We start from the raw sequence: 17573 nt of genomic DNA on the forward strand, positions 1-17573 counted from the left end.
ATATGACACCAAAAAAACGTGGATTGGGTAAGGGACTGGAGGCTCTGTTGGGCACCAGTACCGCGGCACGGCATAAGCAGATCCAGGATGACATCCGCTCCGATGAGGCGCGCTCGCTCAGTGATGAGCGCCAGGGCGAGCTGCGTAACCTGCCGCTCTCCTGGCTGCGGCCGGGAAAATATCAACCGCGCAAGGATATGTCCCAGGAGGCTCTGGAGGAGTTAGCCAACTCCATCCGTGCCCAGGGCGTTATCCAGCCCGTGGTGGTACGTCAACTGGATGAACAGAGCTTTGAAATCATCGCCGGTGAGCGTCGTTGGCGCGCCTGCCAATTGGTTCGCTTAGAGACCCTTCCCTGTATTGTCAAAAACGTGGCCGATAGTGCAGCTGTGGCCATCGCCTTGATTGAAAACATCCAGCGTGAAGATCTCAACGCCATCGAAGAGGCGGCAGCATTACAGCGCTTGATGAATGAATTCGAGCTGACTCATCAGGAGATCGCCGAAGCCGTGGGTAAGTCCCGCAGCACAGTTTCCAACCTGTTACGGCTGAATCAGCTCAATGATGACGTGAAACGTCTGGTTGAGCATGGCGATCTGGATATGGGTCATGCCCGGGCTCTGTTGGCGTTAACTGGTCCACAGCAGTCTGAGTTGGCGCGGCAGATAGCGCAGAAGGGGTTGACGGTTCGGGATACCGAGCGCTTGGTGCAACGTCTACTGGCGCCGCGCGAGGAGGCCAAGCCCCATGAGCCAGAACCTCAGATTCAGGCCTGGGAGCAGAGCCTCAGTCAGCGGCTGGGGGTGGCGGCCAAGTTCGTCGCCGCAGGCAAGGAAAAGGGGAAATTGGTGCTCAGTTTTCAGAATCAGGCGGAGCTGGATAAGATTCTGCAGCATTTTGAACTACAGTAAATTGGGCTCAGGTTATTTGAGCTGTCGTAACTGGAATATGTTAGTTAATCAGACTGGCAACTTGCTGATTAGCAAGTAAATGGATTGGTTTGAATCTGCTGACAAAGCACTGGTTTTTACTTATTCATTCGGCTATGTTGAAGCTCCCCCGAAGCAAAAAAACATTGCTCAGCAATTAGTTACATATTGATAACTTTTTTGCCGATTGTGAGCACCATGGCTGTGCAAATGTTATTTTTGTGTTATTAAAGCGCCTGAATTTCAGGTGTCTCAAGGATCGGAGAAAGCTGATGGGCAAGGGTTCATCGATGAGCGTCAAAGCATTGGCTTGGGCTGTGCTCGCTATTCAGCTTTTTTTGATAGTAGTCGCGTCACTGGTCTGGTGGTTAATGGACAGTGGCTGGGCTGCATATTCTGCCCTCGTCGGGGGTGGAATTTACTGGGTGCCCCAACTCCTCTACAGCTGGATAGGTAGTTCGCGTGAAGCGGACGACCTGAATGTTGGTTTGGTGTTGTGGGACATCTACTGTGGTGCCGGTGCCAAGCTGGTGGCCACCCTAGTGTTGTTTGGGGTGACCTTCAAATTTCTGGAGGTACAACATGTTGCCATGTTTATCACCTACGGATTGGCCCTGATGTCGCAGTGGATAATTTCGTTATCACTCAACAACCGTTACTAGGAAAACTCATGGCTGCAACAGGAGAACTGCTAACGCCTCAGGAGTATATGCAACACCACCTCCATCATTGGCAGGTCGGTGCTGAATCTGGCTTCTGGGTGGTTAATATCGACTCCATGATATTTTCTGTTGGTTTGGGGCTCTTCTTCCTTTGGTTGTTCCGCCGCGTTGCCGTCAGGGCAACCAGTGGTGTACCAGGCAAACTGCAGTGCTTTGTTGAGATGGTCGTAGGCTTCGTGGAGGAGACCGTAACCGGGATTTTCCATGGCAAGAACAAGCTGATAGCTCCGCTGTCGCTTACCGTGTTTGTCTGGATCTTCCTGATGAACATGATGGACTTGCTGCCCATCGACTTTTTACCTCAACTGGCTCAGTTGATTGCTGGGGATCATGCCCAAAAACTGCGAGTCGTTCCTTCCGCTGACGTTAATATCACCCTGTCTATGGCGCTCGGTGTCTTCTTCCTCATCCTGTTCTACAGCATCAAGATGAAGGGAGTGTCTGGTTTCCTCAAAGAGCTGACATTCACGCCGTTCAACCACTGGGCATTTGTGCCTATTAACTTCCTGCTGGAATTTGTATCCCTGATATCAAAACCTGTGTCATTGGGTTTGCGGTTATACGGAAATATGTATGCCGGTGAGATGATCTTCATCCTCATCGCCGCCATGTTGCCGTGGTGGTCACAATGGTTCTTGAACGTACCATGGGCCATTTTCCACATACTGATCGTGACGCTGCAGGCGTACATTTTCATGGTTCTGACGATAGTTTATCTATCTATGGCCTGTGAAGAGCACTGATTATCAAGTTGATATTTAACGTTATTTTGTAACCATTTGGAGAGAAATCCATGGAAATGTTGTTTATTGCTGCTGGTTTGATGATGGGTTTGGCTGCTATCGGCGCGGCTATCGGTATCGGTGTGTTGGGTGGTAAGTTCCTGGAAGGTGCTGCTCGTCAACCGGATCTGCTGCCCCTGCTGCGTACTCAATTCTTCATCGTCATGGGTCTGGTGGATGCTATCCCGATGATCGCCGTGGGTCTGGGTATGTATGTGATGTTCGTTGTCGCCAAGTAAGGCGAACAACCAACTGTTTGTGTTTATCCATTTACCCTAGAGGAGTTGTGCTGTGGATATCAATGCAACCATCCTCGGCCAGACACTTGCTTTTATTCTCTTCGTCTGGTTCTGCATGAAGTTTGTATGGCCGCCTATGATGGCTGCCATCGAGAAGCGTCAGAAAGAAATTGCTGATGGCCTCTCTTCTGCGGAGCGTGCGAAGAAGGATCTGGATTTGGCGCAAAACAAGGCCATGGAACAGATCAAGGAAGCCAAGCAACAGGCTGCAGAGATCATCGAGCAGGCCAACAAGCGCCGTGCTCAAATCATCGACGAGGCCAATCAGGATGCCATGGGCGAGCGTGAGAAGATCCTCAAGCAAGCACAGGCCGAGATTGAAGCCGAGCGGAATCGCGCGAAGGAAGAACTGCGTAAGCATGTGGCTCTGTTGGCCATAGCTGGTGCAGAGAAAATTCTGGAGCGTCAAATCGACAAGGCCGCCAATAGCGACCTGGTCGATAAACTGGTTGCAGAACTGTAAGGGGGTCAGGGGCTATGTCTGAAGTGATAACCGTCGCTCGCCCCTACGCCAAAGCTGCGTTCGATGTTGCCGTTAAGCACAAGGCACTGGATAAGTGGCTCGAGATGCTGGCGTTTTCCACCGAAGTGGTGAAGAACGAGACAGTACAGAGTCTGCTGCAAGGTTCCTTGGGTACCCAAAAAATGGGCGAGTTATTTGTCCAGCTTTGTGGTGACCAGCTAAATGAGCATGGCCAAAACCTGATCAAGGTGATGGCCGAAAACGGACGTTTGAGTGCGTTGCCTGCGGTGCTGGCTGAATTTGTCGCCCTGAAGTCTGAGCTGGATAAACAGCTTGATGCTTCGGTGTGCTCAGCCAGCCCGTTAAGTGATGCGGACATCACCAAGATTCAGGCTTCTCTAGAGAAGCGTTACGGTCGTACCGTGAAACTGAACTGCAGTGTCGATCCATCTTTGATGGCGGGGCTGGTGATTAAGGCGGGTGATGAAATCATCGATGCCACTGTTCGTAGCAAACTCAACCGCTTGGCGGAAGCGCTGCAATCTTGATTGGGGATAGAGCATGCAACTGAATTCCACTGAAATTGCCGAGCTGATTAAAAAGCGTATCGAGCAATTTGAAGTCGTCACCGAGGCGCGTAACGAAGGTACGATCGTCTCAGTAAGCGATGGTATCGTCCGCATCCACGGCTTGGCCGATGTCATGCAAGGCGAAATGATCGAGCTGCCTGGCAACCTGTATGGTCTGGCACTCAACCTGGAGCGTGATTCCGTCGGGGCCATCGTCATGGGTCCTTACGCGGATCTGGCCGAAGGTCAGAAGGTCACTGGCACGGGTCGTATTCTGGAAGTACCGGTAGGCCGTGGTCTGCTGGGTCGCGTCGTGAATACCCTGGGTCAACCTATCGATGGTAAGGGGCCGGTCGAAAATGACGGTTTCTCACCTGTCGAAATGATCGCGCCGGGTGTTATCGAACGTAAATCCGTTTCGCAGCCGGTTCAAACCGGTTACAAGGCGGTCGATGCGATGATCCCAATCGGCCGTGGCCAGCGTGAGCTGATCATCGGTGACCGTCAGACAGGTAAGACTGCTCTGGCCATCGATGCGATCATCAACCAGAAAGATTCTGGCATCAAGTGCGTCTACGTGGCCATTGGCCAGAAGGCCTCTACCATTGCCAACGTGGTGCGCAAGCTCGAAGAGCATGGCGCCCTGCAAAACACAGTCGTAGTGGTGGCTTCGGCTTCCGAGTCCGCTTCACTGCAATACCTGGCTCCCTATGCAGGTTGTGCCATGGGCGAATACTTCCGTGACCGCGGTGAAGATGCACTGGTGATCTATGACGACTTGTCCAAGCACGCTGTGGCTTATCGTCAGATCTCCTTGCTGCTGCGTCGTCCGCCAGGACGTGAAGCCTATCCAGGTGACGTATTCTATCTGCACTCTCGTTTGCTGGAGCGGGCTTCTCGCGTCAACGAAGAGTATGTTGAGAAGTTCACCAAGGGTGCGGTGAAGGGCAAGACCGGTTCTCTGACCGCGCTGCCGATCATCGAAACCCAGGCGGGTGACGTCTCTGCCTTCGTACCGACTAACGTGATTTCTATCACCGATGGTCAGATCTTCCTGACCACCCAACTGTTCAACGCCGGTATTCGTCCTGCTGTTGACCCAGGTATCTCTGTATCCCGGGTAGGTGGTGCGGCGCAGACCAAGATCATCAAGAAGCTTTCTGGTGGTATTCGTACCGCCCTGGCTCAGTATCGTGAATTGGCGGCGTTTGCCCAGTTCTCTTCCGATCTGGATGATGCGACTCGCAAGCAGTTGAGCCATGGCCAAAAGGTTACCGAGCTGATGAAGCAGAAGCAGTATGCGCCCATGAGCGTAGCTGCGCAGACTCTGGTGCTGTTTGCCGCCGAACGTGGTTATCTCGACGATGTCGAATTGACCAAGATCGGTGACTTCGAAGCGGCTCTGCTCTCCTTTGCCAATGCTGAACATGCCGAACTGATGGCCGACATCAACGCCAAGGCTGATTACAACGACGACGTTGTAGCCAAGCTGACCACGTTGATCGACAGCTTCAAGGCGACTCAAACCTGGTAACTTAAAGTGGCTGCGCAGGCAGCCACCTTGAATGGAGAGTCTAGAGATGGCCGGCGCTAAAGAGATACGTAACAAGATCGGGAGTGTGAAAAACACTCAGAAGATCACCAGCGCAATGCAGATGGTCGCCGCATCCAAGATGCGTCGCGCACAGGAAAGCATGGCTGCAAGCCGTCCTTATGCAGTAACCATGCGCAAGGTGATCGGTCATATCGCTCTGGGTAACCTGGAATACAAGCATCCTTACCTTGAAGAGCGTGAGGTCAAGCGGGTTGGTTACATCATCATCTCGACCGATCGGGGTCTGTGTGGTGGCTTGAACATCAACCTGTTCAAATCTGCCCTCGGCTCGATGAAGAAGTGGAAGGATGAAGGTGTTGAGACCAGTCTGGCACTGGTAGGCGCCAAGGCTTGTGGTTTCTTTGCCCGCTACGGTGGCAAGGTGTTGGCACAGGTTTCCGGCTTTGGCGATAACCCGACGGTCAACGACTTGATCGGTTCGGTGAAAGTCATGCTGCAGGCCTATGACAATGGGGAAATCGATCGTCTCTACCTGGTGTACAACAACTTTGTTAACACCATGGTGCAGCAACCCAAGGTTGATCAACTGTTGCCGCTACCCCAGGCAAAAGATGAGAAGCTGAAGAAGCGTCACTGGGACTATCTGTATGAGCCTGATCCCAAGCATCTGCTGGATCAACTGCTCAGTCGCTACATAGAGTCTCAGGTCTACCAGGGTGTCGTCGAGAACCTGGCCAGTGAACAAGCCGCCCGTATGGTGGCGATGAAGGCAGCTACCGACAACGCGGATAATCTGATCACCGATCTGCAACTGGTGTACAACAAGGCCCGTCAGGCCAGTATCACCCAGGAGTTGACCGAGATCGTGTCCGGTGCCGCTGCGGTATAGGGCTAAGGTATTCATAGGTTTAGAGGATTTGACATGAGTAACGGTATCATCGTTCAAGTCATCGGTGCTGTGGTGGACGTGCAGTTCCCGCAAGACTCCGTACCTAAGGTGTACGATGCACTGAAGATTGTGAGCGAAGGCCAGACCAAGGGTCTGGTACTGGAAGTTCAGCAACAAACTGGCGGCGGTGTCGTCCGTTGTATCGCCATGGGTACCTCTGACGGTCTGCGTCGTGGTGCCGAAGTGGTCAACACGGGTGAAGCCATCAAGGTTCCGGTCGGCAAGGAAACCCTTGGCCGCATCATGAACGTGCTGGGTGAGCCGGTAGATGAGCAGGGTCCCATCGGTGAACAGGATAACTGGGTTATCCACCGGGCGGCCCCTAGCTACGAAGATCAATCCAACACCACTGAACTGCTGGAAACTGGCATCAAGGTTATCGACCTGATCTGCCCGTTTGCCAAGGGCGGTAAAGTCGGTCTGTTCGGTGGGGCCGGTGTTGGCAAGACCGTTAACATGATGGAGCTGATCAACAACATCGCCAAGGCCCACTCCGGTCTCTCCGTGTTTGCCGGTGTCGGTGAACGTACCCGTGAGGGTAACGACTTCTACTATGAAATGAAGGAGTCAAACGTTCTCGACAAGGTAGCCATGGTGTATGGCCAGATGAACGAGCCACCAGGAAACCGTCTGCGTGTGGCACTGACCGGCCTGACTATGGCCGAGAAGTTCCGCGATGAGGGTCGTGACGTACTGTTGTTTATCGACAACATCTACCGTTACACGCTCGCGGGCACTGAGGTATCCGCACTGCTGGGTCGTATGCCTTCTGCCGTAGGTTATCAACCTACCCTGGCTGAAGAGATGGGCGTGTTGCAGGAGCGTATTACTTCGACCAGAAGTGGTTCTATCACTTCTGTTCAGGCCGTTTACGTCCCTGCGGATGACTTGACCGACCCGAGCCCGGCCACCACCTTTGCCCACTTGGATGCGACCGTGGTTCTGTCCCGTCAGATCGCGGCTCTGGGTATCTACCCAGCCGTTGACCCGCTGGACTCTACCTCTCGTCAGCTGGATCCGCTGGTGGTAGGTCAGGAGCACTACGATGTGGCTCGTGGCGTACAAACCGTGCTGCAGCGCTACAAGGAGCTCAAGGACATCATCGCCATTCTGGGGATGGATGAACTCTCCGAGACCGACAAGCTGGTGGTAGCCCGTGCTCGTAAGATCGAACGTTTCCTCTCCCAGCCGTTCAGCGTGGCTGAAGTATTCACCGGCTCTCCCGGTAAGTACGTGTCGCTGAAAGAAACCATCCGTGGTTTCAAAGGCATACTGGATGGTGAGTTCGACGATCTGCCCGAGCAGGCGTTCTACATGGTTGGCTCCATCGACGAAGTGGTCGAGAAGGCCAAGAAACTGTAATCCGGGGCAGGAGGATCTATGGCTGAGATTACCTTCCACCTGGATGTGGTCAGCGCCGAGGGGATGTTGTTCTCCGGTCGCGTTGAATCCGTTCAGGTTTCCGGTGCGGAAGGGGAACTGGGCATCCGCCATGGTCACTCGCCGCTCCTGACGTCCATCAAGCCTGGCTTGGTGCGTCTGGTGAAATTGCACGGTGTCGAAGAGGTGATGTACATCTCTGGCGGCATGATGGAAGTGCAACCGGAAGCAGTGACAGTTCTGGCGGACACCGCCATCCGCGCTGCGGATATCGATGAAGCCAAGGCTCAAGAGGCGAAGCGGGCTGCCGAAGAGAAACTCAACGGCAAGTCTGGCGATGTGGACTACGCGGAGGCGGTTGCAGAACTGGCCAAGGCACTAGCCCAGTTGCGCGTGGTGGAACTCACCCGCAAAAACTATCGCTAAACCCTCGGCAACACAAAAAGCGGCCCGCGGGCCGCTTTTTTTATGCTCTTTGTGTTTATTTAGAAGGTGGCAGTCAGCATCATCCACGCCTTGTCGGTGTCGGTCACTAGCTTAGTGGCCTCTTGCTCGCCATCAAAATGGGCATACTTCACCATACCCGTCAGGTAGTTGGTCAGCGGGTAACTGGCGACCAAGTCCAACTCGCTGCCGAAATTCAGATCCCCTTCATCTGCCTTGAACTCATGCCAGGTGGCGGCAAATTCGCACTTGTACTTCTTGCCACCCACAGTCAAGTAACTATCACGAATGCCCTGCTTGGGCGTGGTCAGGAATTTGTCGGCAAAGCCCTGGAATTTGTGCAGGGTAGCCAGAGGAGTAGCGAAGCCTTTCTTGCCATCATCAGAGCCTAAGACCTCATAGCCCGGATTCAGATAGTAGCCATGCCAGGAGGCAGTCAGTTCGGCCAGATAGTAATGGGCATCGTAGTTAATTGGCGCATCACCGGCATCGCTCTGCTGGGCATAACTCAGGTGTGCCTTGAGCCAGGGTAGCAAGGTGCCGGTATATTCGACGCCATAGGTATTGGCAGAGTTAGTTGGCGGGTTGTTGTAATCCAGCAGGTAGCCGAAACCGGCCAACGCATGGTTGCCATTGATAAAGTAATCGGCGCGTAGCAGGTGAAAGTCGCCATCCAGCTGGCCATTGGGGTTATCCGGGCCAAATACGGTATTGATGCGCCAGCTGTAGGCATAGTCGAGGTTGAAACTGGCACTCGGTGCATAGACCAGATGGGCGGCATCGAAGGTTTGCTCCAGTTGTCGCCAGGCCACGCTACCCACAAAGCGCTCTGTGCCATGCTTGATGCGCTGGCGACCCAGCATGCCATTCCACTTCTCTGCCGTGTAGGCGAGGGCTGCCTGATTTAGTACCGTTGCTTCCGGATCGGCCACCACAGGGTAACTCTTCTTGCCATTCACCGTGCTGTTGTAGCTGTCATTGCCAATGCTGGTGACATTATCGACTTCAACTAATCCCTTGAAGCCAGCCACAGTGCCACTGGTCCAGGTCAGGCGCGATTTCAGGGTTGAGGCATTGGCCACCTCGGGTAAGCCTTCCTGATCCACATATTCATAGCGATAACGTTCAGTCACGGCGGCGCTTCCCCACTTCACGGCCGAGGCTATGCCTTCGGCAAATGTTTCGGCGTGAACCTGGCCTTGGCTAGCGAGCAAAGCCGAGATGATGAAGGTTAGTTTTTTCATGGTGGCACTCCATTGCTGTGAAATAAAAACAAAAAAGCCGACCTAATCCAGATGGATTGGGTCGGCTTCGTTGCCAGGGAACTAGATTGTTACAATTAGGTTACAGCAGGAGTCGTGCCAATAAATAAGTAGGTAAAATGCAGCTTTTAACTAGCGTGCTGCACAACTATTGGCCATCTGCACTTTATGTTGGTGCGCTTGAGGTGCAACAGGATAAAACGTAGCGAGTCAATGAACGGATCTTGGCTGGTTGCCGCTTGGCTCGGTAGATATGGTAGGATCCAGCCAATTTGGCCAGATTGTGAAGGTTGATTATGTCATTGCATGTTGTGATCCTCGCGGCGGGTAAAGGTACTCGCATGCGCTCCTCCCTGCCCAAGGTGCTGCATCCCGTCGCCGGGCGTCCCATGGTCTCCCATGTTATCGAGACGGCTCACCAGTTGGGGGCTGAGGCCATCCATCTGGTCTATGGCCATGGTGCTGAACTGTTGCAGCAGCGACTGGATGAGGCCTCGATGCAGTGGGTGCTGCAGGCTGAGCAGTTGGGAACCGGCCATGCAGTGGCCCAAGCCATGCCCGCCATTCCTGATGAGGCGCGAGTCTTGGTGCTCTATGGCGATACGCCACTGATCACTCCTGCCACGCTGAATAAACTATTGGCGGTGCAGCCAGCCGGTGGCATAGGCCTGCTGACCGTCAATCTGGATAACCCGACTGGCTATGGCCGCATAGTGCGTGAACGGGGTGCTGTGGTGGGCATAGTGGAGCAGAAGGATGCCTCAGCCGAGCAACTCACGATCGGCGAGGTGAATACCGGCGTCATGGTGGCTCCGGCAGGCAAGCTCAAGCAGTGGCTCTCTGGCCTCACCTGCCAGAATGCCCAGGGCGAATACTACCTGACCGATGTGATTGCGGCGGCCCATAACTCGGGTGCGCTCATCGAGACGGCGCAACCTGCCCAGGCGCAAGAGACGGAAGGCGCCAACAACCGTCTGCAACTGGCGGCACTGGAACGCTTCTATCAGTGTCGTGAGGCTGAGCGTCTGATGCTTGAAGGGGTCACCTTGCTGGATCCGGCCCGTTTTGATCTGCGCGGCTCGCTCAAGTGCGGTGAGGATGTGATCATTGATACCAATGTGATCATCGAAGGTCATGTCGAGCTGGGCCATCGCGTGCGTATCGGCACGGGTTGTGTGCTCAAGGAGTGCGTGATTGCCGATGACAGCATCATCAGCCCCTATACGGTGATCGAGTCCTCCAAACTGGCCCGCGCCACCACGGTCGGCCCCTTTGCCCGGCTGCGTCCCGGCTCGGTGCTGGGGGAAGAGGCCCATGTGGGTAACTTTGTCGAGATGAAGAATGCTTCTCTTGGCTTTGGTTCCAAGGCGGGTCATCTGAGTTATCTGGGTGACAGCGAGATAGGGGCCGATGTGAATATCGGCGCCGGCACCATCACCTGCAACTATGATGGCGCCAACAAGCATAAGACCATCATAGAGGATAACGTCTTCGTCGGCTCTGACACCCAGCTGGTGGCCCCGGTGACGGTACGCAAGGGCGCAACTATCGGTGCTGGCACCACAGTGACCCGTGAGGTCAAAGAGAACGAGCTGGTTATCACCCGGGTTCCCCAACGCCATGTCGCCAACTGGCAGCGGCCGGTGAAGATCAAGAAGTGAGTCTGGTTAAAACCTAACGGCCCCTTTCGGGGCCGTTGTTTTTACTCCTCTTTTTTATCGGCCAATCCGATCTGGTACCAATCCACCTTGCGGGTGACCACCATCACTATGGCGAGCACCACAAACAGCAGACCGCTGCCCAGCAGCAGGGCTATCTCTTCGGCTTGCATCAGGCCGTAGAGAATGGCGTAGAGCAGGGAGAGGAGGGCGGCGAAGCCCAGACCGCGTTTCAGGCTGCCCAGCAGATGGCTGGCGTAGTAGGCCAGCAAGCCCACACAGGCCAGGCTGGCGGCCAGATAGGCGAGTGAGAAACCGATCTGCTCGGAGAGGGCCAGCAGCACCAGATAGAAGATGATCTGGGCCATGCTGACCAGTAGATACTGGATAGGATGCAGGCGCAGTTTCTTCAGCAGTTCGAAGAGGAAGAAGCTGAGGAAGGTGAGGCCGATGAAGAGGATGCCATATTTGCTGGCGCGCTCGTTCTGTTGGTAGTGGTCAACGGGCTCGACCAGACTGACGGTAAAGGCGGGCAGGGTTCCGATCTCCTCCTCGGAGGAAAAACGCTCCTGCATATTATTGGCAAACCAGCTGCTCTCCCAGTTGGCGCTGAAGCCCTTGTCGCTGATCTGGCGCTGGCGTGGCAGGTAGTTGCCGATGAAGCCGGGATGGGGCCAGTTGCTGGTCAGCTTCAGCTGGCTGTTGGCACCGACCGGTACCAGAGCAAAGTGATCCGTACCTTGCAGCGTCAGGGCAAACTGGAAGGGGATGGGGGCACCACCCTGCAGGGAGGCCAGGGGCAGGGGGGCATGCATCCCCTGCTCACCACTGCCGAAACGGGCACCGGGCTGGAAGCTCAGCGATTGCTCGCCCCACTGCAGGGCAGGTACCTGCAGTATGCCGCGGGCATCGGCTATCATCACTGCCAGATAGGGTTGGCCCAGAGTGATATTCTCTTTGTGTAGCGACGCTAGTTCACTCATCACGAAGTGACCGTTGAAGGTGAAGTGACCATTAAAGAGTTGGCTCTGGTAGATGCCCAGCTTACGCGGCTCCACCTGCAACTGCCCCTCCACCTTCAGCTCTTCCGGCAGCAATAGCTGCTGTTTGCTGGTGACGGAGATCTTGTACTTTTTCTCTTCTTCCACATAGTCGCGGCTGGTTTCCAGGTAGGGGATCACCAGTACCGGGCCGGTCAGGCGTTGTGGGCCGCTACTGCTGGCGGTGATCTGGGATATAGCCTCGCTGCGATACTCTTGCCGCTCGGCGTTGAGCTCCATGATGGAGTGCAGGGGCAGTTGCAGCAGCAAGAAGAGGCCGACAAGCAGCGTGAGCTTGTGGCTAAGCAGATTCTTTAACATGGCAGACATCCTTTCTGGTTAATGACCAGAGCAGTGTGCGATCCCTGTGTGGGGAGAAGATGAGCCTGTGTGAACTCTCGGTGAAGTGGTGAGGTTTTTTGCGCAGCTAAATGCCACCCGAGCCCACTAGCGACAAATGGGCAGAGTCAACGTGGCACACGCCCCACTCTCTGCCTCGGGGTTATTGGCCAGGGTGATAGTGCCCTGATGCCGCTCGACCACCTCGCGCACAAAGCTGAGCCCTAGCCCTGTGCTCTTGCTCTTGTGGGGGCGGGGCAGGGAGTAGAAGCGTTCAAAGAGGCGTGGCTGGGCATAGTCGGGGATGCCTGGCCCCTGATCTATTAGGGTGAGGCGGTACTGTTCACCTACGATTTCACCTATGAGGGTGATGGCGCCGTCTGGTGGCGAGAAGTCGATGGCATTATCCAGCAGGTTGGCTATGGCTTGGCCCAGCAGCAGGGCATCGGCCTCAATGCTGGCCTCCTGCAGACTAGCGAGGAGCCTTAGCTGTCGGCGCTCGGCATGGGGTTGCAGCAGGGCAATTTGCTGCTCGATCAGCAAATGGATGGCGAGGGGCTTAAGCTCCAGGGTTGGACGCGATTCGAGGCTGGCCAGTTGCAGCATCTTGTCGATGAGATGCTGCATCCTCTCACCCTGCTCGCGGATGGAGGCAATAAAGCGGCGGGCCACCGGCTCGGGCGGTGACTCCAGCAACAGCTCGCTGGCACCACGGAGGGCCGATAGCGGGCTCTTGAGCTCATGGGTCAGGCTGTGGACATACTGCTCCACATAGGCCTTTCCCTCTAGTTTGAGGCGCATCCGCTCCAGCGCCTTGCCCAGGCGGTTGAGCTCGGGGCTGCTTAGTTTGGGCAGTGGCGCCGCTTCACCCTGGCTGACGGCTATGGCATAGGTTTCCAGGCGCCTCAGGGCACGGTTGAGCCAGAGTGTGGTGGCCAAGCCAATCAGCAAGGCTATGCCCAGCAGCAATACGGCAGCGGTCTGCAGCCGCTGTTCGCTGCGCGCCACCACGGGGGCTATGGCCCGGTTTGGGTTGGCTACCGTCAGCACCCCCACTATTTTCCCCTCCTGCAAGAGGGGGGCCGCCACATACATGACAGAGCTGCTGGCATCCTTGGGATCATCCCGACTGCTGCGGGCGCCATACTTGCCACGCAGCGTCAGGTAGACATCATTCCAACGAGAGAAGTCCTCTCCCAGATGGTTGCCGCTGGAGTCGAAGATCACCAGCCCCTTGGCATCGGTGAGATAGATGCGGTAGTTGACCTGCCGCTTGGCGAGGCCATCGACAGTCGCATCAATGGGGGTCTGTTTCAGATGTGTAATGGCCTGGCTGAGGGTTCCCTTGGCCAGGTTGTCACGGGTGAGTGACTTGCCCGCCAGATCGGCCATGGTCAGCTCGGCCAGCAGGCGCGAGGTGTCGATGAGTGAGAGCTCGGCGGTGCGGCGCACACCGGGCTTGATCTCCTGCACGAAGATGTTGAGCACAAACCAGGCGGCTATGGCCACCAGCAGGAAGAAGCCCAGCAGCAGGCGCAGACTCAGGCGCATAGGCTATAGCCCAAACCGCGATGGGTGAGTATGAGTTGGCTCTGGGTGTCTATCTCCCGCAGTTTGGCGCGTAGGGTCTTGATATGGGTATCCACGGTGCGCTCCAGGCTCTCTTCGGCATCGGCCCAAACCAGATCCATCAGTTGTTGGCGCGAATAGACCCGCTCTGGTTGTTGCAGCAGGGTCTTGAGCAACAGGTATTCGTAACGGGTGAGGTTGAGTGCGTGGCCATTGAGCGTGATGCGCGCCCGCACCTCGTCCAGTTGCAACCCGGCCGCGGGGTTGACGGGTGCCGGAGTGAGTTGTGTGCGCCTGAGTATGGTGCGAACCCGAGCGCTCACCTCGCGGGGCGAGAAGGGTTTGGCCACATAGTCATCGGCGCCCATCTCCAGTCCCAGCAGGCGATCCTGCTCCTCACTGCGGGCGGTGAGAAAGAGCAGAGGGATCTGGCTGCCATCGCGGATGCGGTGGCAGAGCTCGAAGCCACTGATATCCGGTAGCCCCACATCTAGGATCAAAAAGTCCGGCTGTTCTTTGCTCAAGGCCGCCAGTAGGGGGAGGCCGCGCTCGAACCAGCGCACGATAAAGCCCTCACTCTCCAGTGTGTAGATCAGGGTATCGGCTATGCTGGCTTCATCTTCCACCAACCAGATAGAGAGGGGTGACATGGTGTTGGGGCCTCTTGCTTTGTGGGGGAACCGGGAGACGATAAGGGGTAAATGCGCCGTCACTGTGACGGCGCATTTTTGATCATCAAGCCTCGGGTGTGGCTGTCGTTTCGGTTGCCTCAGCTGGAGGCTGGTGGTTCTTGACCCAACTCATGAAGAGCTGGTAACCCAGCGCCAGCAGGGTGGCACCGAGGAACATGCCCAGTATGCCGTTACTGACCATGCCGCCCAGTGCACCTAGCAGCACCACAGGCATGGGGGCTTCGACGCCACGACCCAGCATGATGGGCTTGAGTACGTTGTCGATCAGGCCGCCGACAAACAGCAGTACCGTGTAGAGCCCGGCCAGCAGGGGCGAGTAATCGGCACCCAGCCAGAGCCAGAGGATGGCGGGCAGGGTGATCAGGGATACCGGCAACTGGGCTATGCCCAACACCAGCACCAACAAGGCCCAAACCCCGGCCAAGGGGACACCCGCTACCATCATAATCAAACCAATGGCGATGGATTGGAGCAGCGCCACTCCCAGTATGCCCATGGCCACAGCCCGTATTGTGCTGCTGGATAGGCTGACAAAGGAGGCACCGCGTACCTGGCCGGCCAGGCGCTCGGCGATCTGCTCCATGCTGGCGGCGCCCGCCTTGCCATAGGCCATCATGATACCGGAGACCAGGAAGGCGAAGAGGAACATAAACATGCCACCGCCCATGCTGGCGGCAAAGCCCATCAACTTCTTGGTAAACGCAGCCAGTTCAGGCCCCACGCTGCCCAGCAGGGCGGGCAGATCGCTGGCAGCCTGTTGCCATAAGCCGTAGAGCTTGGGGCCAATCAGGGGCCAGCTGGCCACCTGCTCCTGAGGGGGCGGGATCTGCAGGGAGTGACTCTGCATCTTGCCTATGAGGGGGGAAACCGTATCGGCTACCGAGCTCAGCAGGAAGCCGGATGGCACCACCAGCAGCAGTACGCCGAAGAGTACTATCAGGGTCGCCGCCAGGCCGGGCTTGTTGCCCACTCTGGCGGTCAGCTTCTGGTGGGTAGGGTAGAGGGTAATGGCCAGCACCAGAGCCCAGAGCATCAGGGCCATGAAGGGGGCCAGAACCTGGTAACAGAAGAGTACCAGTAGCAGGATCAGGCCCGCCTTGATCAGAGCTTCCAGCACTGAGGCTGAGATACGGGGATCGGCTTGGTGTCGCATAGATAATCCTTGTTGGTGGAGTGATGGATCATAGGTTGGCTCGGGCTTCATTATGAACCCATTTTGTGACGCTAAACTTGGTTTCGCCCCCATTTTTAGGTGGTTTAGGCCCGGGCCCGCTGGCGAAACTCACTTCAATCCCAGGCGTTTGGCCAGTTTATGCAGGTTGCTGGGGTCCAGATCCAGATGTCGGGCGGCTTCGGCCCAGTTTTGTTCACAGGCCTCCAGTGTGTCGCGGATCAGCTGGCGCTGATAGCTATCAACCGCCACTTTCAGGGCCAATGGTGGCTGGGTTTTGCCGTTGATCTGGGGGGAGGTTGGCTCTGTGGTTACGGCTCTGGTCGACAGGGCAATGTCCAGGTCCAGGTGGGCCGGTTCCAGCGTGACTATGTCGGTACGCAGGGCACCATGGCTCACGGCGCGCAGGGCGGCGCGACTGAGCACATGCTCCAGCTCGCGGATATTGCCCGGCCAGCCATAGGCGCGCAGTGCCTGTTCGGCCCGAGCCGAGAGGCGCAGGCTGCGAAAGCCCAGCCGGGTGCGGTTGAGTTCCAGAAAATACCCTGCCAGCAGCAGTATGTCGTCACCGCGCTCCCGCAGGGGGGGGATGGGGACAGGGTAGACAGAGAGGCGATGGTAGAGATCGGCGCGGAACTCCCCTTTGCGCACCTGCTCTGCCAGATCCCGGTTGGTGGCCGCTATGATGCGCACATCCACCTTGCGCGGGACGTCTGAACCCAGGCGCTGGATCTCGCCATTTTGCAAGGCACGCAGCAGTTTGGCTTGTACCAGCAGGGGGAGCTCCCCCACCTCGTCGAGAAAGAGTATGCCGCCATTGGCCGCCTCGAAACGGCCAGCTCTATCATTGAGGGCGCCGGAGAAGGCGCCCTTGATATGCCCAAACAGCTCGCTCTCGGCCAGTGACTCCGGCAGGGCGGCACAGTTGACATGGATCATGGGGGCATGGCGTCGGGCGCTGTGGCGCTGGATGCGCCGTGCCAGCAACTCCTTGCCCACCCCGGTTTCGCCCAGCAACAGCACGGGCAACTCGGAGTCGGCCACCACATCCAGCTCGTGGAGCAGTTTCAGCAGCACAGGGCTGCGACCTATGATCTCCTGGGGCTCCTCTCCCCCATTGGCCAGTTCCGGCACTTGGGGTTGACGAGTGAGCTGGAGCGCCCGGATCTCCTCCTCCAGTCGGCAGATGCGGATCGCGGCCTCGCCACTTAGCGCCACCAGCTCCAGCTGTTCAATCACAGCCGGGGCAAAGGTCGTGCCCGCCAGGGAGTCCAGTGTCAGCACGCCCCAGCACTGTCCCTCCTGATAGAGGCGGATCCCCATGCAGTCATGGACGGGCAGGGGCTCGCCCTGGTTCGATTCCAGCAGACCATCATAGGGGTCGGGTAGCGGGCTGCCGGGGGGAAAGTGGACCAGGCCCTGTCGGGAGAGAATGGTAGCCAGGCGAGGATGCTGGCTTATGGCGAAGCGACGTCCCAGTGTCTCATGAGCCAGCCCCGCCACTGCCACCGGGCTCAGATAGTCTCCCTCCAGCTTCAACAGACCCACGGCACCACAGCCCAGCGCCTGATGAATGGCGGTGACCAACCGCTCCTGACGCACGGCTCGGGGAAACTCTGTGGTCAAATCGGTCAGCAGTTGTTGCAGCAGCATGGTCAAAAACACCCTGAATGGTTTTTTATACCCTATATCATCAGGGTTGTTTTTACCACGATAGAAAACTAACTGTTAAAAATCAGTATGTTATGTG

Annotated in this window: 17 protein-coding genes; 11 read left to right on the top strand and 6 right to left on the bottom strand. The window is 56.5% G+C overall.

Annotated elements, in window-relative coordinates; translation table 11 throughout:
- Positions 1–2 precede the first annotated feature (2 nt).
- From ACZYTD_RS13475 to ACZYTD_RS13520, 10 genes are all read left to right on the top strand, one after another.
- Entirely contained in the window at positions 3–911 is a 909-nt protein-coding gene (locus ACZYTD_RS13475) for a ParB/RepB/Spo0J family partition protein (RefSeq protein WP_463892741.1), read from the top strand.
- A 308-nt stretch (positions 912–1219) separates the two neighbouring features.
- Entirely contained in the window at positions 1220–1591 is a 372-nt protein-coding gene (locus ACZYTD_RS13480; RefSeq protein ID WP_463892887.1) for an ATP synthase subunit I, read from the top strand.
- An 8-nt stretch (positions 1592–1599) separates the two neighbouring features.
- Positions 1600–2394, top strand: coding sequence for a F0F1 ATP synthase subunit A (gene atpB, locus ACZYTD_RS13485; protein ID WP_463892743.1), 795 nt, complete (start codon positions 1600–1602; stop codon positions 2392–2394).
- 50 nt (positions 2395–2444) lie between these two features.
- A complete protein-coding gene (gene atpE, locus ACZYTD_RS13490) occupies positions 2445–2672 on the top strand; it encodes a F0F1 ATP synthase subunit C (RefSeq protein WP_463892744.1) in 228 nt (75 codons plus the stop codon).
- Positions 2673–2724: 52 nt separating this feature from the next.
- Positions 2725–3195 (top strand): F0F1 ATP synthase subunit B, encoded by a 471-nt coding sequence (atpF, locus tag ACZYTD_RS13495; protein ID WP_463892745.1) that lies wholly within the window; start codon positions 2725–2727, stop codon positions 3193–3195.
- A 14-nt stretch (positions 3196–3209) separates the two neighbouring features.
- Positions 3210–3743 carry a F0F1 ATP synthase subunit delta gene (gene atpH, locus ACZYTD_RS13500; protein ID WP_463892747.1) on the top strand — a complete coding sequence of 178 codons (534 nt, stop codon included), beginning with the start codon at positions 3210–3212 and terminating at the stop codon, positions 3741–3743.
- Positions 3744–3756: 13 nt separating this feature from the next.
- Positions 3757–5298 (top strand): F0F1 ATP synthase subunit alpha, encoded by a 1542-nt coding sequence (gene atpA / locus ACZYTD_RS13505; RefSeq protein ID WP_463892749.1) that lies wholly within the window; start codon positions 3757–3759, stop codon positions 5296–5298.
- A 46-nt stretch (positions 5299–5344) separates the two neighbouring features.
- Positions 5345–6208, top strand: a complete 864-nt coding sequence (gene atpG, locus ACZYTD_RS13510) for a F0F1 ATP synthase subunit gamma (RefSeq protein WP_463892750.1) — start codon at positions 5345–5347, stop codon at positions 6206–6208.
- A gap of 33 nt (positions 6209–6241) precedes the next feature.
- A complete protein-coding gene (gene atpD, locus ACZYTD_RS13515) occupies positions 6242–7630 on the top strand; it encodes a F0F1 ATP synthase subunit beta (protein ID WP_463892751.1) in 1389 nt (462 codons plus the stop codon).
- 18 nt (positions 7631–7648) lie between these two features.
- Positions 7649–8074 (top strand): F0F1 ATP synthase subunit epsilon, encoded by a 426-nt coding sequence (locus ACZYTD_RS13520; protein WP_463892753.1) that lies wholly within the window; start codon positions 7649–7651, stop codon positions 8072–8074.
- 59 nt (positions 8075–8133) lie between these two features.
- On the opposite strand, the gene ACZYTD_RS13525 is transcribed toward ACZYTD_RS13520, so the two are convergent.
- Positions 8134–9336: a hypothetical protein gene (locus ACZYTD_RS13525; protein ID WP_463892755.1), complete on the bottom strand. Its 1203-nt coding sequence runs from the start codon at positions 9334–9336 to the stop codon at positions 8134–8136.
- A gap of 314 nt (positions 9337–9650) precedes the next feature.
- On the opposite strand from ACZYTD_RS13525, the gene glmU reads away from it, so the two are divergent.
- Positions 9651–11015, top strand: coding sequence for a bifunctional UDP-N-acetylglucosamine diphosphorylase/glucosamine-1-phosphate N-acetyltransferase GlmU (glmU, locus tag ACZYTD_RS13530; protein ID WP_463892756.1), 1365 nt, complete (start codon positions 9651–9653; stop codon positions 11013–11015).
- A 41-nt stretch (positions 11016–11056) separates the two neighbouring features.
- On the opposite strand, the gene creD is transcribed toward glmU, so the two are convergent.
- The 5 genes from creD to norR form a co-directional block, all read right to left on the bottom strand.
- The gene (creD, locus tag ACZYTD_RS13535; RefSeq protein ID WP_463892757.1) at positions 11057–12373 is read right to left on the bottom strand and encodes a cell envelope integrity protein CreD; all 1317 of its coding nucleotides are present in this window, start codon (positions 12371–12373) and stop codon (positions 11057–11059) included.
- 126 nt (positions 12374–12499) lie between these two features.
- Positions 12500–13942: a two-component system sensor histidine kinase CreC gene (gene creC / locus ACZYTD_RS13540; RefSeq protein ID WP_463892758.1), complete on the bottom strand. Its 1443-nt coding sequence runs from the start codon at positions 13940–13942 to the stop codon at positions 12500–12502.
- Complete coding sequence (creB, locus tag ACZYTD_RS13545) at positions 13933–14610, bottom strand: two-component system response regulator CreB (RefSeq protein WP_463892759.1); 678 nt, start codon at positions 14608–14610, stop codon at positions 13933–13935. The genes creC and creB overlap by 10 nt, the downstream gene beginning before the upstream one ends.
- Positions 14611–14695: 85 nt before the next feature.
- A complete protein-coding gene (locus tag ACZYTD_RS13550; protein WP_463892760.1) occupies positions 14696–15805 on the bottom strand; it encodes an AI-2E family transporter in 1110 nt (369 codons plus the stop codon).
- Positions 15806–15934: 129 nt separating this feature from the next.
- Positions 15935–17476, bottom strand: a complete 1542-nt coding sequence (gene norR, locus ACZYTD_RS13555) for a nitric oxide reductase transcriptional regulator NorR (protein ID WP_463892761.1) — start codon at positions 17474–17476, stop codon at positions 15935–15937.
- Between the last annotated feature and the right edge of the window lie 97 nt (positions 17477–17573).

It is taken from the genome of Pseudaeromonas sp. HNCC25DJ180 (assembly GCF_055413345.1).

Excerpts from the sequence above, each read along its gene's own strand:
- ACZYTD_RS13475 (WP_463892741.1), top strand. The coding sequence starts at position 3 with ATGACACCAAAAAAACGTGGATTGGGTAAGGGACTGGAGGCTCTGTTG.
- ACZYTD_RS13480 (WP_463892887.1), top strand. The coding sequence starts at position 1,220 with ATGAGCGTCAAAGCATTGGCTTGGGCTGTGCTCGCTATTCAGCTTTTT.
- atpB (WP_463892743.1), top strand. The coding sequence starts at position 1,600 with ATGGCTGCAACAGGAGAACTGCTAACGCCTCAGGAGTATATGCAACAC.
- atpE (WP_463892744.1), top strand. The coding sequence starts at position 2,445 with ATGGAAATGTTGTTTATTGCTGCTGGTTTGATGATGGGTTTGGCTGCT.
- atpH (WP_463892747.1), top strand. The coding sequence starts at position 3,210 with ATGTCTGAAGTGATAACCGTCGCTCGCCCCTACGCCAAAGCTGCGTTC.
- atpA (WP_463892749.1), top strand. The coding sequence starts at position 3,757 with ATGCAACTGAATTCCACTGAAATTGCCGAGCTGATTAAAAAGCGTATC.
- atpG (WP_463892750.1), top strand. The coding sequence starts at position 5,345 with ATGGCCGGCGCTAAAGAGATACGTAACAAGATCGGGAGTGTGAAAAAC.
- atpD (WP_463892751.1), top strand. The coding sequence starts at position 6,242 with ATGAGTAACGGTATCATCGTTCAAGTCATCGGTGCTGTGGTGGACGTG.
- ACZYTD_RS13520 (WP_463892753.1), top strand. The coding sequence starts at position 7,649 with ATGGCTGAGATTACCTTCCACCTGGATGTGGTCAGCGCCGAGGGGATG.
- ACZYTD_RS13525 (WP_463892755.1), bottom strand. The coding sequence starts at position 9,336 with ATGAAAAAACTAACCTTCATCATCTCGGCTTTGCTCGCTAGCCAAGGC.
- glmU (WP_463892756.1), top strand. The coding sequence starts at position 9,651 with ATGTCATTGCATGTTGTGATCCTCGCGGCGGGTAAAGGTACTCGCATG.
- creD (WP_463892757.1), bottom strand. The coding sequence starts at position 12,373 with ATGTTAAAGAATCTGCTTAGCCACAAGCTCACGCTGCTTGTCGGCCTC.
- creC (WP_463892758.1), bottom strand. The coding sequence starts at position 13,942 with ATGCGCCTGAGTCTGCGCCTGCTGCTGGGCTTCTTCCTGCTGGTGGCC.
- creB (WP_463892759.1), bottom strand. The coding sequence starts at position 14,610 with ATGTCACCCCTCTCTATCTGGTTGGTGGAAGATGAAGCCAGCATAGCC.
- ACZYTD_RS13550 (WP_463892760.1), bottom strand. The coding sequence starts at position 15,805 with ATGCGACACCAAGCCGATCCCCGTATCTCAGCCTCAGTGCTGGAAGCT.
- norR (WP_463892761.1), bottom strand. The coding sequence starts at position 17,476 with ATGCTGCTGCAACAACTGCTGACCGATTTGACCACAGAGTTTCCCCGA.